12 protein-coding genes are annotated in these 14824 nt (G+C 63.2%); 3 read left to right on the top strand and 9 right to left on the bottom strand.

Annotated features, from left to right (window positions below):
* The first annotated feature begins 1 nt into the window (after nucleotide 1).
* Nucleotides 2-700 carry a 6-phosphogluconolactonase gene (gene pgl / locus RTP54_RS03210; protein WP_112808863.1) on the top strand — a complete coding sequence of 233 codons (699 nt, stop codon included), beginning with the start codon at nucleotides 2-4 and terminating at the stop codon, nucleotides 698-700.
* Nucleotides 701-877: 177 nt separating this feature from the next.
* Nucleotides 878-2698 carry a phosphogluconate dehydratase gene (edd, locus tag RTP54_RS03205; protein WP_112808864.1) on the top strand — a complete coding sequence of 607 codons (1821 nt, stop codon included), beginning with the start codon at nucleotides 878-880 and terminating at the stop codon, nucleotides 2696-2698.
* Nucleotides 2699-2781: 83 nt separating this feature from the next.
* Here the strand turns inward: edd and RTP54_RS03200 are convergent, their stop codons facing one another.
* From RTP54_RS03200 to RTP54_RS03170, 7 genes are all read right to left on the bottom strand, one after another.
* Nucleotides 2782-3147: a GFA family protein gene (locus tag RTP54_RS03200; RefSeq protein ID WP_312360912.1), complete on the bottom strand. Its 366-nt coding sequence runs from the start codon at nucleotides 3145-3147 to the stop codon at nucleotides 2782-2784.
* A gap of 170 nt (nucleotides 3148-3317) precedes the next feature.
* Nucleotides 3318-3728 carry a hypothetical protein gene (locus tag RTP54_RS03195; RefSeq protein WP_112808865.1) on the bottom strand — a complete coding sequence of 137 codons (411 nt, stop codon included), beginning with the start codon at nucleotides 3726-3728 and terminating at the stop codon, nucleotides 3318-3320.
* 129 nt (nucleotides 3729-3857) lie between these two features.
* Nucleotides 3858-4946: a sn-glycerol-3-phosphate ABC transporter ATP-binding protein UgpC gene (locus RTP54_RS03190; protein ID WP_312360909.1), complete on the bottom strand. Its 1089-nt coding sequence runs from the start codon at nucleotides 4944-4946 to the stop codon at nucleotides 3858-3860.
* Between the two features lie 58 nt (nucleotides 4947-5004).
* A complete protein-coding gene (locus tag RTP54_RS03185; protein ID WP_409517110.1) occupies nucleotides 5005-6657 on the bottom strand; it encodes an alpha-glucosidase family protein in 1653 nt (550 codons plus the stop codon).
* 29 nt (nucleotides 6658-6686) lie between these two features.
* Nucleotides 6687-7835, bottom strand: a complete 1149-nt coding sequence (locus RTP54_RS03180; RefSeq protein WP_112808868.1) for a carbohydrate ABC transporter permease — start codon at nucleotides 7833-7835, stop codon at nucleotides 6687-6689.
* Between the two features lies 1 nt (nucleotide 7836).
* Nucleotides 7837-8847: a carbohydrate ABC transporter permease gene (locus tag RTP54_RS03175; RefSeq protein WP_112808869.1), complete on the bottom strand. Its 1011-nt coding sequence runs from the start codon at nucleotides 8845-8847 to the stop codon at nucleotides 7837-7839.
* A 138-nt stretch (nucleotides 8848-8985) separates the two neighbouring features.
* Entirely contained in the window at nucleotides 8986-10344 is a 1359-nt protein-coding gene (locus tag RTP54_RS03170) for an ABC transporter substrate-binding protein (RefSeq protein WP_112808870.1), read from the bottom strand.
* Nucleotides 10345-10634: 290 nt separating this feature from the next.
* Here RTP54_RS03170 and RTP54_RS03165 point away from each other — a divergent pair, with 290 nt between their 5' ends.
* A complete protein-coding gene (locus tag RTP54_RS03165) occupies nucleotides 10635-11666 on the top strand; it encodes a substrate-binding domain-containing protein (protein WP_112808871.1) in 1032 nt (343 codons plus the stop codon).
* 50 nt (nucleotides 11667-11716) lie between these two features.
* On the opposite strand, the gene folD is transcribed toward RTP54_RS03165, so the two are convergent.
* Together folD and RTP54_RS03155 are read right to left on the bottom strand one after the other, a co-directional pair.
* Nucleotides 11717-12616 (bottom strand): bifunctional methylenetetrahydrofolate dehydrogenase/methenyltetrahydrofolate cyclohydrolase FolD, encoded by a 900-nt coding sequence (gene folD, locus RTP54_RS03160; protein WP_312360901.1) that lies wholly within the window; start codon nucleotides 12614-12616, stop codon nucleotides 11717-11719.
* A gap of 197 nt (nucleotides 12617-12813) precedes the next feature.
* The gene (locus RTP54_RS03155; protein ID WP_312360899.1) at nucleotides 12814-14541 is read right to left on the bottom strand and encodes a GNVR domain-containing protein; all 1728 of its coding nucleotides are present in this window, start codon (nucleotides 14539-14541) and stop codon (nucleotides 12814-12816) included.
* Nucleotides 14542-14824 lie beyond the last annotated feature (283 nt).

The raw sequence follows: 14824 nt of genomic DNA, 5'->3' as shown, positions 1-14824 counted from the left end.
GATGAGCACGACGCTTCACACATTCGACACTGGCGCAGCCCTCGCCGAGGGCCTGGCCGACGCCGTCAGCGCAGCCCTTGCCGCCGGCATCGCCGCGCGCGGAACCGCCAGCATCGCCGTCTCCGGCGGCTCTACCCCGAAGGCCTTTTTCCAGGCGCTCGCCAGGAAGGACATCGCGTGGGACAAGGTTACGGTCACGCTGGTGGACGAACGTTTCGTTCCGCCTGAAAGCGACCGGTCCAACCACGCGCTGGTCACGGCCAACCTGCTGCAGGGTCCAGCCGCCAGGGCGCACTTCCTGCCGCTTTACCACGCCGCCGCTTCGGCGGAAGATGCAGCCGTGCTTGCGAGCAAGGAGACGGCGAAGATCGGCGCACCCTTCGACGTCGTCGTGCTTGGCATGGGAACGGATGGCCATACGGCCTCGTTCTTCCCGGGCGGAACGCAGCTTTCCAAGGCAATCGACGCGGCGACGCCGCGCGGCGTCATCACCATGGAAGCGGAAGGCGCCGGCGAGCCGCGGCTGACCTTTACCTTCTCGAGCCTCAACGATGCGAGACTGCTGGTTCTGCACATCGAGGGCGAAGGCAAGAAAGTCGTGCTGGCGAAGGCTGAAGGTCAAGGCGACGAGGCCGAGATGCCGATCCGCACCATGCTGCGCCGCGCAGCCTCGCCGCTGCAGATATACTGGGCGCCGTAACGGCCGGATTTCCGGCCGGTTCAGGGCACTTTCAACCGGTGGCGCCCCACCGGAATGCGAAGGTGTTGAAAAATCTCATACCGGGGCGTGGCCTGCACGTTCTCCCAGGCAGGCGACGCTCCGGATCGATGACAGGATGAAGATGAGGAGCGCGCGCGCTCCGGAACAGGATTTGCCATGTCCGCCGATTCCCGCATTGCCGCAATCACCGCCCGCATTGTCGAGCGCTCGAAGCCGCACCGCGAGCCCTATCTCGACCGCGTGCGCCGCGCCGCCTCGAGTGGCCCGCATCGCAGCGTTCTCGGCTGCGGCAACCTTGCGCACGGATTTGCCGTCTGTTCCCCCGCCGAGAAGGTGGCGCTCGCGGGCGACCGCGTTCCTAACCTCGGCATCATCACCTCCTATAACGACATGCTGTCGGCCCACCAGCCGTTCGAGACCTATCCGGCGCTGATCCGCGACGCGGCGCGCGAGGCAGGCGGCGTCGCCCAGGTCGCCGGCGGCGTGCCCGCCATGTGCGACGGCGTCACCCAGGGCCAGCCCGGCATGGAGCTTTCGCTGTTTTCCCGCGACCTGATCGCCATGGCCGCCGGCGTCGGCCTGTCGCACAACATGTTCGATTCCACCGTCTATCTCGGCGTCTGCGACAAGATCGTGCCGGGCCTCGTCATCGCGGCGCTGACCTTCGGTCATCTGCCCGCAGTCTTCGTGCCGGCCGGACCGATGACGACGGGTCTGCCGAACGACGAGAAGGCGCGCGTGCGCCAGCTCTTCGCCGAAGGCAAGGTTGGCCGCGAGGAACTGCTCGAAGCCGAATCCAAGTCCTATCATGGCCCCGGCACCTGCACCTTCTACGGCACGGCCAACTCCAACCAGATGCTGATGGAGATCATGGGTTTCCACCTGCCCGGCGCCTCCTTCATCAATCCGGGCACGCCGCTGCGCGACGCCTTGACCAAGGAAGCAACCAAGCGGGCGCTGGCGATCACCGCCATGGGCAACGAATTCACACCGGCTGGCGAAATGATCGACGAGCGTTCGATCGTCAACGGCGTCGTCGGCCTGCATGCGACCGGCGGCTCGACCAATCACACCATGCATATCGTCGCGATGGCCCGCGCAGCCGGCATCGTGCTGACCTGGCAGGATATTTCCGAGCTTTCCGACATCGTGCCGCTGCTGGCACGCGTCTATCCCAACGGCCTTGCCGACGTGAACCACTTCCATGCCGCCGGCGGCATGGGCTTCCTGATCAGCCAGTTGCTGCGCGGCGGCCTGCTGCATGACGATGTGCGCACTGTCGTCGGCCAGGGTCTCGACGCCTACAAGATCGATGTGCGGCTTGGAGCCGACGGCGGTGTCGAGCGGGTGCCGACGCCCGCAGAGAGCGCCGATCCGAAGGTGCTTTCCACCATCGACCAGCCGTTCCAGCACTCGGGCGGCCTCAAGATGCTGACTGGCAATCTCGGCAAGGCGGTGATCAAGATCTCCGCCGTCAAGCCGGACCGCCACGTCATCGAAGCGCCGGCAAAAATCTTCCACGACCAGAGCGAACTGAACGCCGCCTTCAAGGCCGGCAAGCTCGAAGGCGATTTCGTCGCCGTCGTGCGCTTCCAGGGGCCGAAGGCGAACGGCATGCCGGAGCTGCACAAGCTGACGACCGTACTCGGCATCCTGCAGGACCGCGGCCAGCGCGTGGCGATCCTCACCGACGGTCGCATGTCCGGCGCCTCGGGCAAGGTGCCCGCCGCCATTCACGTGACGCCGGAAGCCAAGGACGGCGGCCCGATCGCCCGTATCCAGGAAGGCGACATCGTGCGCATCGATGCGGTTGCCGGCACGATCGAGGTGCTGGTCGAGGATATCGCGCTCAAGACCCGCGTTCCCGCCCATGCCGATCTCTCGGACAACGAGTTCGGAATGGGGCGCGAATTGTTCGCGCCGTTCCGCGCCATTGCCGGCTCTGCCGACCACGGCGCAAGCGTGCTGTTCAACTGAACGTAACTCGGCGTCAAGCGCCGAGGGTCCAGACACTGCCGACGCCACGCGTCGGTAGTGTCCCTCCCGTGCCCGAGTGCCCGCTACTTCAACGGTCCCGGATACATGTCGTTTCGGCCGTCGTAGCGCCTGACATCGAGCGTGAAGACGTCGATATCCTCGATACAGCGCGCATTGAGCGAGACGCGGTCGTTCGGGTAGCCGCTGCGCATGATGGCGACGCTGCAGGTCGGGCAGAAATGATGCCCTTCGGTGATGCCGCGCCAGACATAGGTGGTGAGGCGCCTCTTCCCGGTGATCAGCCGGATTCTGCTCGCATCGACTTTCCAGTGCAGAAAACCGGTGCGTCGGCACGTCGAGCAATTGCACTCGACCAAGTCCTTGAGTTCCTCATCGACTTCGATGCCGATATCGCCGCAGTGGCATGAAAGACGGTATGGCCGTGTCATCTCTGGCTTGCCTCGTGGGTCGCGCGGATGGGACACGCAATCCAGGCGCGAGCCCGAAGTCAAGCATGACACGCCGCGATCAGCCTCCTATACGCAGGCTGTGCGAGAGGCGAGTCGTCCAGCCGCCCGCACCAGCCGGGCCGGCAGGTGGCCGCGACCATGGCGGGCGCTCAGCGATAGATGTCGAGCGTGCGGTTGCGATGGTTCGGATGCGTGCTGTAGACGAAGATGCGGTTGAGATCGCGGTCGGTCAGAAGCCGCAGGAAGCGCGCCTCGATGATGTTGTTGGCGTGAACACGCTTGACCAGACAGCCGATCATCTGGATGCGGGCACTCGGAATGTCGAGGTAGAAATTCTGCGGCAGCTGGTACTTCGTCAGGATGCCGAGCACGGCACCGCTTTTCGACAGCTTGATGATCTCGCAGCGGCGCGAGCTTAGCTGCGTCATGCCTTTTTCAGTATATTCGATGCGCGCCTCGTTTCGCGTGTCCTCCATCGGGAAGGTGGTCTCGCGATCGTACATGAAAGATTCTTCCTTGTTCAGGAAGTGCTGCTGCAGCATCGGCACCGCGGTCGTCATTCAAAAGGCCCCTAAATATCCCCTGTATTCAGGCTAGAGGAAGAAATTTAACAGAGGGTAGATCGAGGGCGCGGAATGAAAAAACCCGTCCGAAAATCGGACGGGTCGATGGGGAAAACCACGGGTGGTTCAGGCGCGGTAGCTCTTGCCGCCAGCGTCGAACAGATGCAGCTTGTTCTTGTCGGCGGTAAACCGCACCTTTTCGCCGCGGTGAATGGGCAGGATGCCCGGGATCTTGGCGATAATCGGCTCCTTTTCGACAAGCCCTTCGATGTAGAGCAGCGTCACTTCGCCCAGCGCCTCGACGATCGACACCGTGCCCTCGAAAAGGAAGTCCTCGCCGCTCGCAGTCTGCAGGTCTTCCGGGCGCACGCCGAAGCTTGCCGTCTTGCCGTTTTCCGATGCGTTGGTGGCGATGTCGAGCGTCACCGACTTGCCCCCGGCAAGCTTCACCGTCGTCTGCGGGCCTGTCGCCGTGATCGTCGCGGGGATGACGTTCATCGCCGGTGAGCCGATGAAGCGGGCGACGAACAGGTTGGCGGGCCGCTCGTAAAGCTCGAGCGGCGGGCCGACCTGCTCGATATGACCTGCCGACAGTACGACGATCCGGTCGGCAAGCGTCATCGCCTCGACCTGGTCGTGAGTGACATAGATCATCGTCGTATCGGCCATCTGTTCGTTGAGCCTGGCGATCTCGATGCGGGTGGCAACGCGCAATGCGGCGTCGAGGTTCGACAGCGGCTCGTCAAACAGAAAGACCTTGGGATCGCGGCAGATCGCCCGCCCGATCGCCACGCGCTGGCGCTGGCCGCCGGAAAGCGCCTTGGGCAGACGATCGAGATACTTGGTCAGCTGCAGGATATCGGCGGCCGCGCGGACGCGCCGGTCGATCTCCTCCTTGCTCTCCTTGGCGATGCGCATGCCGAAGGCCATGTTGTCGTAAACGGTCATATGCGGATAAAGCGCATAGGACTGAAACACCATGGCGATGCCGCGCTTGGAGGGCGGCACGTCGTTGACACGTTCGCCGTCGATGAACATGTCGCCGCCGGTGATCTCCTCCAGCCCGGCGATCATGCGCAGCAATGTCGACTTGCCGCAACCGGACGGTCCGACGAACACGATGAACTCGCCCTGCTTGATGTCGAGATTGATGCCGTGAATGACATCGACCGCACCGTAGGACTTGCGGATATCTTTAAGCGTCAGACCTCTCATCGCACCCTCCCCTTCGTCTCTCTTATCTCTCGTTTTCTTAGACTTATCTGTCGCGATCTCACACCAGGCGCGCGAAGAATGCGCTCCAGGCCGGAAGATTGACCTTGTCGCCTGCGATCTCGGCCGGAAAGCCATGTCCTTCGAGAACCTCCACCGGCTCTCCAGGCAAATCGACCCTGGCGGCGTCAGCGCTCATGTTGAAGGCGCAGAAGAGCTTCTCGTTGCCGTGGCTGCGCACGAAGGAAAGCGCCGGCGCATCGGTGCTGCGAAACTCGATCTCGCCCTTTGCAAGGGCCGGATGCGCCTTGCGAAACTGCAGGAAGCGACGGTAGTGCTCCAGCACGGAGGCTTCATCGCCTTTCTGGGCGGAGACTGCCCGCTTAAGGTGTTCGGCCGGCACCGGCAGCCAGGGTTTGGCATCGCCAAAGCCGCCATTTGCAGCCGTGCTGTCCCAGACCATCGGGGTTCGGCAGCCGTCGCGGCCCTTGAAATCCGGCCAGAACTGAATGCCGTAGGGATCCTTCAAGTCTTCGTAGGCGAGATCGGCTTCTCCAAGCGCCAGCTCCTCACCCTGGTAGATGCAGACGGAACCGCGCAGCGACATCAACAGGCTGGCGAGCAGCTTGGCATGGGCATCGCGGTCGGCGACACCATCGCCCCAGCGACTGACATGGCGCACGACGTCGTGGTTGGAAAAGGCCCAGCAGGCCCAGCCCTCGGGCGCAGCTTTCTGGAAGTTATGCAGCACCTCGGCGACACCTGCGGGCGTCAGCGGGTCGGGCGCCAGGAACTCGAAGGCGTAGCACATGTGCATCTTGTCGCCGTCGGAGGTGTACTCGCCGGCAATCTCGAGGCCACGCTGGCTGTCGCCGACTTCGCCGACGGCGGCAATCGCCGGGAACTCGTCCATGACGGCGCGAAAACGCTTCAGGAACGCCAGGTTTTCCGGCTGGTTCTTGTCGTAGAGATGTTCCTGATAGTTGTACGGGTTGACCGCCGGTGCGGTCTGGGCGTTGCGGCGCTCGGGCGCCAGCGCCGGATTGTCTCGCAGCTGCTTGTCGTGGAAATAGAAGTTGATGGTGTCGAGGCGGAATCCGTCGACGCCGCGCTCGAGCCAGAAGCGCTCGACGCCCAACAGCGCCTCCTGGACTTCAGGATTGTGCAGGTTGAGATCCGGCTGCGAGGTCAGGAAGTTGTGCAGGTAGTACTGCAGCCGCGTCGGATCCCAGGCCCAGGCCGAGCCGCCGAAGATCGACAGCCAGTTGTTCGGCGGCGTGCCATCGGGCTTGGAGTCCGCCCATACATACCAGTCCGCCTTGGCATTCTTCCGGCTGGCACGGCTTTCCACGAACCAGGGGTGCTGGTCCGAAGTGTGCGATAGCACGAGGTCGATCATCACCCGGATGCCAAGGCGATGGGCCTCGGCGATCAGCGCGTCGAAATCGGTGAGATTGCCGAAGATGCCGTCAACGTCGGTATAGTTGGAAACGTCGTAGCCGAAATCCTTCATCGGCGACGTGAAAAAGGGCGAGATCCAGATGGCGTCGGCGCCGAGCGAAGCGACATGCGGCAACCGGGCGGTGATGCCCTTCAGGTCGCCGATGCCGTCGCCGTTGGAATCCTGGTAGGAGCGCGGATAGATCTGATAGATCACCGCGCCGCGCCACCAGTCCTTGTCGGCCTCAAGTGTGGATCTGCTCATTTCAGTCATGCTCATTGCGTTCAGAAGTCCCTTAGAGATCAGCCGCCCTTGACCGATCCCGCCAGCAGGCCGCGCACGAGGTAGCGCTGCAGGCTGAAGAAGACGATCAGGGGAACGACGATGGTGATGAAGGCGGAGGCCGTCAGGATTTCCCAATTGCCGCCGCGAGATCCGAGCAGATTGACCAGCCGGCCTGTGAGCACCAACTCGTCCTGGCCGGCACCGAGGAAGACGATGGCGACAAGCAGGTCGTTCCAGGTCCACAGGAACTGGAAGATCGCAAAGGACGCCAGCGCCGGAAACGACAAGGGCAGGATGATCTTGACGAAGATGTCGAAGTCGCTGGCGCCGTCGACACGCGCGGATTCCATGATCTCGCGCGGCAGGCCGGCCATGTAGTTGCGCAAGAGATAGATCGCCAGCGGCAGGCCGAAGCCGGTATGCGCAAGCCAGATGCCGACATAGGTCTTGGCCGGCACGCCGAAGAAGGCGCCTACGCCGTTGTAAAGCTTCAACAGCGGGATCAGCGACATCTGCAGCGGCACGACGAGCAGGCCGACGACGACGGCGATCAGGATCGCGCGGCCCGGAAACGGCATCCAGGCGAGCGCATAGGCAGCGAAGGCGGCAATCAGGATCGGGATGATCGTCGAGGGAATGGCGACCGTCAGTGAATTGATGAAGGATGCGCCGATGCCTTCGGCGCTCAGCACCTCGACGTAGTTGTCGAAGGTGAAGCGCGGCGGCACGGCGGCGGTGAAGAAGATGCGCTGGCCGCGCGAGCCTTCCATCTTGGTGTCGGAAACGATCTCGAAGCTGCCATCGGCCTGCACCGTCAGCTTTTCGCCATCGTTCAGTTCCGCGGTTTCGCCGGGCTTGAACGCGGTCGGCTTCTGGCTCGAAAAGCCGAAAGCGGACACTTCGCCGGCGGCCGTGCCGGCAAGCACGTCGCCCGAGATCACGAACTTTCCGTCACGCTCGACCTGGCTGTCGGCGCCCGGCGCACGGGCGACGATGTTCTGGGTCGAGGTCGAGAGAGCCGTCCACCAGCCGGAGACGGCCAGTTGATCCTTGTCGCGCAGCGACGAGATCAACAGGCCGGCCGTCGGCAGGGTCCAGAGCGCGACCAGGAGCAGGACCGACAGGTGAACGGCCCAGGTGAGAGGGGAGCGGGTCGCCGGGTTCATCTCAGTGCCCCTTCATTTCTTTGGCCGCGTTGCGGATGTTCCAGACCATGATCGGGATGACCAGCACCATGATGACGACGGCGATCGCAGCGCCGCGCCCGAAGTCGCCACCACCGCGGAACATCCAGTCGAACATCAAGTTGGCGAGCACCTGGCTCTGCCATTGCCCGTTGGTCATCGCCAGAACGATGTCGAAGACCTTGAGGACGAGGATGGTGATGGTCGTCCAGACCACAGCGATCGTGCCCCAGATCTGCGGGACCATGATCTTGAAGAAGATCTGCCAGCCATTGGCGCCATCGATCACGGCGGCCTCGACCGTCTCTTCCGGGATGCCGCGCAGCGCGGCCGAGAGGATGACCATGGCAAAGCCGGTCTGGATCCAGACGAGGATCGCCATCAGGAAGAAGTTGTTCCAGAAGGGCAGCGTGATCCAGGCCTGCGGCTCGCCGCCGAAGGCAACGACGATGGCGTTCAGGAGACCGATCTGTTCCGTGCCCTCAGCGCGATAGTCGTAGATGAATTTCCAGATGACGGCAGCGCCGACGAAGGAGATCGCCATCGGCATGAAGATCAGGGTCTTGGCGATATTGCCCCACCAGATGCGATCGGTCAGGGCCGCGATGACAAGCCCGAAGAAGGTCGCGAGCGCCGGCACCACCAGCAGCCAGAGGAAATTGTTGAAGATCGACTGGCGAAACTCGCCATCGTTCAGCATCCAGACGTAGTTGCTGGCACCCACGAAGTTTTGTCCGGCGCGATCGTGCACACTGAACCAGACCGACATGATTACGGGGTAGATGAGATAGATGGTCAGCGCGAACAGCGCGGGGGCGAGAAACAGCCATGGCCGGATGGCATTGGTGATACGCAGATTGCGCGACGCTTCGACACCGGATCTGCCCTTCGACGGGAAGATCAGATCGAGGATGAAGCTGGTTCCCCAGAAATAGGCCGCACAGCCGAGCACCCCGGCTACCATCGTGCCTACCGCAAAGACGAGCTGTTGCATGACATGTCCCTCCCCCAAGTGCGCGTTTCGCGCAGGGCATGGCGATTGTCGCCGTTCTCGTTGGGGTCCAGCCGCCCGAGCGTTCGATGGACCCGGAGGACAGGGCGGGCGGCGCAATTGCCGCCCGCCGTCCGGTTCTTACTTGATGGCGTCCCAGGCCTTCTGGACGCTGTCTGCAACGTCGGTCGCCGACTTGCCGCCGACGAAATCGACCATGCCGGTCCAGAACGCGCCGGCGCCGATCTTGCCGGGCATCAGGTCCGAACCGTCGAAGCGGAACGTCGTGGCGTTGAGCAAGATCTCGCCCTGCTTCTTCAGCGGCGGGTTGCCATAGGCATCGACGTTGACGCTCTTGTAGGGCGTCAGGAAGCTCGTCTGCGCCATCCAGACTTCATGCGCGATCGGCGTCTTCAGGAACTCGATGAAGGCGCGTGCGGCAGGGGTGTCCTTGGTGATCATCGCCAGCGTGCCGGCGCCGAGCACCGGATTGCCGAGGTCCTTCTTGCTCTCATAGGGTGGCATGTAGAAGAAGTCGGCGTCCTCGCCGATCACCGTGCCCTCGGGGAAGAAGGACGGAATGAACGACGCCTGGTGGTGCAGGTAGCACTTCGGCGGCGAGGCAAAGAGGCCCTTCGGGCTGTCGCGGAAGTCGGTGGACGCAACGGCTGCCGCGCCGCCATCGACGAACTTGTCGTTCTTGGCAAACCAGCCGAATTCGTCGATCGCGCCGACGACGGCGGCATCATTGAAAGGGATCTCGTTCTTGACCCACTTGTCATAGACGTCGGCCGGCTGCGTGCGCAGCATCATGTCCTCGACCCAGTCGGTGGCTGGCCAGCCGGTAGCGCCACCCGAGCCGAGGCCGATGCACCAGGGCTTCTGGCCGTCGGCAGCGATCTTCTCGGTCAGCGCTTTCAGCTCTTCCATGGTCTTGGGCACTTCGTAGCCGGCGTCCTCGAAGTTTTCGGGCGAGTACCAGACCAGCGACTTCACGTCGATCTTGTAGGGGAAGGCGTAAAGGGCGGCATTGCCGTCCTTGCCCTTGTAGGTCGAAAGGTCGACCCAGGACTGGCCGGCGGCATAGTTGTCGAGCAGCCACTTCTGGGTGTCGTCGCCGAGCGGCGTCAGATAGCCCTTGGAAGCGAGGTCGCCGATCAGGCCCGGCTGCGGCAGGATGGAAACGTCCGACGGGCTACCGGCCTGGGTGTCGATGACGATCTGCTGCTCGTAGTTTTCCGAGGACGAATACTTGATCTCGACGCCGGTCGCCTCGACGAAATAGGCATAGACGCTCTTGAACAGCGCCTCGTCCTCGCCGCGCCAGGGGCCGAATATCGTCAGCGTCTGGCCCTTGAGATCATGGCCCTTCTTGAACTCTTCGAAACTCGCCCAGTTGAATTTCGCATCTTCACCAGGCTTGAACTTCAGATCCGCAGCGCCGGCAGCGCCCGCAAACAGCGCCAGCGCGGCCACGCTCAACAGAAATGATCTTTTCACGGTGCTCTCCTCCCAAGATGAACCCGGATCCCACCGGGCAGATCATCAACGCGCAAAATTCAAAGCGCTTTGAGTTTGCTAACAAACCATTGCGACACTCCAGGAGTCAAGAGCTTTCAGTCCACCGGCCTCCATCCGACATTATTTTGCTTTGCGGCAACTTTTTGCAGCGCGAAGCCACCGAATTCTGCTTTGTATGATGAAAAACGAGTGTTACAGAAATCGAGGGCGCTGGATGAAACCATAAAAATCATACGGATATCCAAAGCGCTTTGGGAGGAAAATTGACCATGGCGGTCAATCTCAAGCAGCTCGCGGAACTTCTCGGCCTGTCGCAGACGACAGTCAGCCGGGCGCTGAACGGCTATCCGGAAGTCAACGCCGAAACCCGCCAGCGCGTGCTGCAGGCGGTGCGCGAAACCGGCTATCGGCCGAACCGGGCGGCCCAACGGCTTGCGACCGGCAAGGCGTACTCGATCGGCATGGTCATGCCGATCGCCGCCGGCATCGACTCCGACGTGCATTTCGGCGAGTTCCTGGCGGGGCTGGGCGAGGAAGCGGTCAAACACGACTTTCATTTCGTGCTCAATCCGAGCGCACCGGAGGACGAAGAGGCAACCTTCCAGCGGCTGGCCGCCAGCGGCAATGTCGATGCGCTGTTTCTTGCCTATATGCGCGCCAACGATCCGCGCATCGCCATGCTGAAATCGCTCTCCATGCCCTTTGTCGTGCATGGGCGCTCGATCGGCGAGGCACGGGACTATCCATTCCTCGATATCGACAACACGGCCGCATTCTACGACGCGGCACGACTGCTGATCCAGCTCGGTCACCGCCGGATCGCATTGATCAACGGCCCGGACTATCTGAGTTTTTCCATCCGCCGTCGGAAAGGCATGGCCCGGGCATTGGCCGAGCACGGGCTGAACCTCGATGAAGCACTCGTCCATCACTCGCTGATGACCGACGAACACGGTTATCGCAGCATGCAGCGCTTTCTTCAGCAGCCCGATGCTCCGACCGCCGTTCTCTGCTCGAGCACGGTGCTTGCGCTCGGGGCCGTGCGCGCCATCAACCAGGCAGGGCTGGCGATCGGCCGCGATATCTCGCTGATCGCCCATGACGATGTGCTGCCGATGCTGAAGCCGGAGAATTTCAGCGTGCCGCTGACGACGACGCGCTCCTCGCTGAGGGCGGCCGGCGGGCGCATCGCGACAAGGCTGATCGCCAGCATCCTGAAGAGCGGCGACTATCCCGACCAGGAACTGTGGCGCGCCGAACTGATCGTGCGCGCGTCGACCGGCCCCGCTCCGCAAAAATGAAAAACGCGCCGCAAAGGCGGCGCGTCAGGGCTTCGACTATCCCTTGGCGATCAGAAGCGCGGCGGCTTGCGGCCTGCCTTGCGATAGGCGGCAATGACCGTGTTTGCCATTAGCATGGCGATCGTCATCGGGCCGACGCCGCCCGGCACGGGCGTAATCACGCCCGCGACCTTCTCCACCTCGCCAAAGGCGACATCGCCGACGAGCTTGGATTTTCCCTCGCCCTTTTCCGGTGCGGGCACGCGGTTGATCCCGACATCGATGACGGTCGCGCCGGGCTTGACCCAGTCAGCCTTGACCATCTCGGGCTGGCCGACGGCCGCGACCAGAATATCGGCATTGCGGCAGACTGCCGGCAGGTCTTTCGTGCGCGAATGCGCCGTCGTCACCGTGGCATTGGCGGCAAGCAGCAGGGCCGCCATCGGCTTGCCGAACAGATTGGAGCGACCGACGACCACGGCGTTGAGCCCCGAAAGATCGTCGCCATGGGTCTGGCGCACGAACACCATCGCGCCTGCCGGCGTGCACGAGACGAGGCCGCCTTCGAGATCACCGGTCGCCAGCTTGCCGGCGTTGACCACATGCAGGCCGTCCACGTCCTTTTCCGGCAGGATCGACTGAATGATCGGCTCTGAATTCAGAGGTTTGGGCAGCGGCAGCTGCACGAGAATGCCGTGGATCGTGGCGTCCGCATTGAGCTTGGCAACGAGCGCCGCCAGATCCTCCTGCGTCGTGTCCTCAGGCAGAGTATGCTGGATCGACTGGAAGCCGCACTCCTTGGCCATCCTGCTCTTGGAGGCGACATAGGCATGGCTTGCCGGATCGTTGCCGACGATCACCACCGCGAGACCGGGTCGCACGCCTGCATCCGCTTCGAGCGCTTGTGTCGCGGATTTCACGGCCTCGATAACCGAAGCGGCGACCTGCTTGCCATCTATCACAGTCGTCACGGCGTTCCTCCTGGCTTCCTGTTCGCGGGCACACTCTAGTTCGCCTCGGGAAAGGCGATTGCCTCAAAGCGCCCTATGCTGTCCCAAACGCATAAATGCAAGGGGTAGCGACCGCCAGATGCGCGCTTGCGCTGCGCGCCGCGACATTTCCTCTCATCGCTGCAATGTCACCGCGAACGGGAAGGCGCGACCGAGGCTCAGCCGCGAGCGACTTTCTGGCGGGAATAGCTTTCGACCCGGGATCTCAGGGCGCGAAGATCGCCCTGAACCTTGGCAACACCGGCGTCATCCTCCGGCTCGACATCCCGGGACGGACGCATGGGCGGCGCGGCAGGCGTTACAAGCGCACGCGAGGCGAGATAGGCGGCAGTCAAAGACTGCGCGTGATGCGCTGCCGGCGAAAAGGGCGGCGGCAGGTCTGCCTCGCGGATCGGCTGATCCTGCTCGTTGCGCGTGCGCGCCAACGGACCAGGATCCGGGTCCGTACCCGGCGCGGGCGGATCGGGATCGACGGTCTCCGGGGGTACGCCTCTTGGTGCGGCAAACAGGCCGTTCAGGCTGCGGTAGACCCCGAGCAGGATGCCGAGACCAAGACCGGCGAGGAAACCGGCGATTGTTGCGCCGACGACGATGATCTTGCGCGACGGCCCCTTCGGCAACAATGCGGGCTCGGCCCGTGAGACGACACGGATGTTCTTGGTCGTCAGCTTTTCTTCCTCGCGCGTTTCGCTGGCGCGCTTCAGGAAGGATTCGTAGATTTCGCGGGTCGCAGCCGCATTTCTCTCCAGCTCGCGCAGCTCGACCATTTCACCGGACGAATTGATCTGGCGCGCTTTCTGCGCCGCAAACTGGCGGACGAGGTCCTGTTCGGCGCGCTCGGCGCGTTCGAGATCTGTTTGTGAGGCGGCAGCAATACGCCGCAGCTCATTGGCAATCTCGGCGCGGGAGGAATCGAGCGACTGCACGACGGCAATGCGCTGGGGATGACGGGGGCCAAGGCTTGCGTCGAGCGAGCTCAACTGCGCGCGGGTCGCCGCATACTGCTTGCGCAGTTCGGCAAGCGCTATCGAACCGACCTCCTCGGGAAAGGCACCGGTCAAAACGTCGTCAATCCGGACCCGTCCGGAAACCTCGGCCTTGGCCTTGGCTTCGGCAATGCGATTGCGAGCGGCTGCAACCTGGTCGCTGAGGCTGAGCAATTGCTTGTCCGCGATCAGTTCGCCGCCTGCCCCAACGATGTCGTTGCGCGCCTTATACTCCTCGATCGCCTTTTCCAGAGTATCGAGCTCGGACTTGAGCTCGCCGATACGCTGGTCGAGTGCCGCGGTCGTCTTCTGGAAGAAGCCCGATTGTGCGGCCGTCTCCTCGCCGAGAAACGTTTCGACCAGATGGTTCACGATCTCGGCGGATCTCTCCGGGCTTCGGCTTTCTGCCTCGACGATGGCAATGAACGTCTTGGGATCGCGCCAGACGCGGATGGCGTCGCTGAGCTTCTGCAGCGTGCGGGGCGGCACCTCGCCGTCGGCAGCACCTGTGCCCGAAAACTCGGCATCGTTCCTGAGGTCGAGATCACGGGCGACCTTCTCCATAACGGTACGCGAGCGCAGCACTTCAAGCTGACTGTCGACAAGGGCAAGGATGCCTTCCGTCGCCAGCGATTGCTTGGAGAGATCGGAATCGGTCAGCCGAACTTCCCGCGGGTCGATATAGAGCCGGCTCTCGGAAAGGTAGACGCTGGGTGTCGAAAGCGCGATCGCAACACCCGCGACTGCGCCGAGAACCGTCGTGGCGGCAATGACGTAGCGAAGCTGCCAGACAGAGCGAAGCACCGCCTTAAGGTCTATGAGCGGCCGGTCGCCGGGTGGCGGCAGCGTATTTCCACCGTCGTTGCCGGACGCATCGCCGCCATCAAGCCATCGCGCCATCTTGGCGCCTGCGCCGCGAATACCGCGCTTCGGCTGCGGCCGGGATGTGGCGCCACCCAGAGACGATTGCGTCTCGGTGCGGGATCGCGGCGATTGAGATGTCGCCGATGCTTGTGTCCGTGGCTGTGACAGCGGGCGCCCGTCAGCGCGCGGTTTCTCGGCGGCTTCGTCTGCCGCGGCATAGCGGTTGAGCAACGACACGCCCGGGGATCCGCCTGGCGCGGCGTCCGGCCTCTGCGCTGGCTTCGGGTCTCGCGAACTCGCTGCTGCGATATCGAGCAAC

This window comes from Ensifer sp., from assembly GCF_031989085.1.
GTDB lineage: Bacteria > Pseudomonadota > Alphaproteobacteria > Rhizobiales > Rhizobiaceae > Ensifer.
This window is presented reverse-complemented; position numbering and strand designations above follow the sequence as displayed.

Bases quoted from the DNA above. Each gene is read 5' to 3' on its own strand.
- RTP54_RS03185 (WP_409517110.1), bottom strand. From the start codon at position 6,657: ATGACTGAAATGAGCAGATCCACACTTGAGGCCGACAAGGACTGGTGG.
- RTP54_RS03175 (WP_112808869.1), bottom strand. From the start codon at position 8,847: ATGCAACAGCTCGTCTTTGCGGTAGGCACGATGGTAGCCGGGGTGCTC.
- RTP54_RS03200 (WP_312360912.1), bottom strand. From the start codon at position 3,147: ATGACACGGCCATACCGTCTTTCATGCCACTGCGGCGATATCGGCATC.
- RTP54_RS03180 (WP_112808868.1), bottom strand. From the start codon at position 7,835: ATGAACCCGGCGACCCGCTCCCCTCTCACCTGGGCCGTTCACCTGTCG.
- RTP54_RS03165 (WP_112808871.1), top strand. From the start codon at position 10,635: ATGGCGGTCAATCTCAAGCAGCTCGCGGAACTTCTCGGCCTGTCGCAG.
- RTP54_RS03195 (WP_112808865.1), bottom strand. From the start codon at position 3,728: ATGACGACCGCGGTGCCGATGCTGCAGCAGCACTTCCTGAACAAGGAA.
- edd (WP_112808864.1), top strand. From the start codon at position 878: ATGTCCGCCGATTCCCGCATTGCCGCAATCACCGCCCGCATTGTCGAG.
- RTP54_RS03190 (WP_312360909.1), bottom strand. From the start codon at position 4,946: ATGAGAGGTCTGACGCTTAAAGATATCCGCAAGTCCTACGGTGCGGTC.
- pgl (WP_112808863.1), top strand. From the start codon at position 2: ATGAGCACGACGCTTCACACATTCGACACTGGCGCAGCCCTCGCCGAG.
- RTP54_RS03155 (WP_312360899.1), bottom strand. From the start codon at position 14,541: ATGGCGCGATGGCTTGATGGCGGCGATGCGTCCGGCAACGACGGTGGA.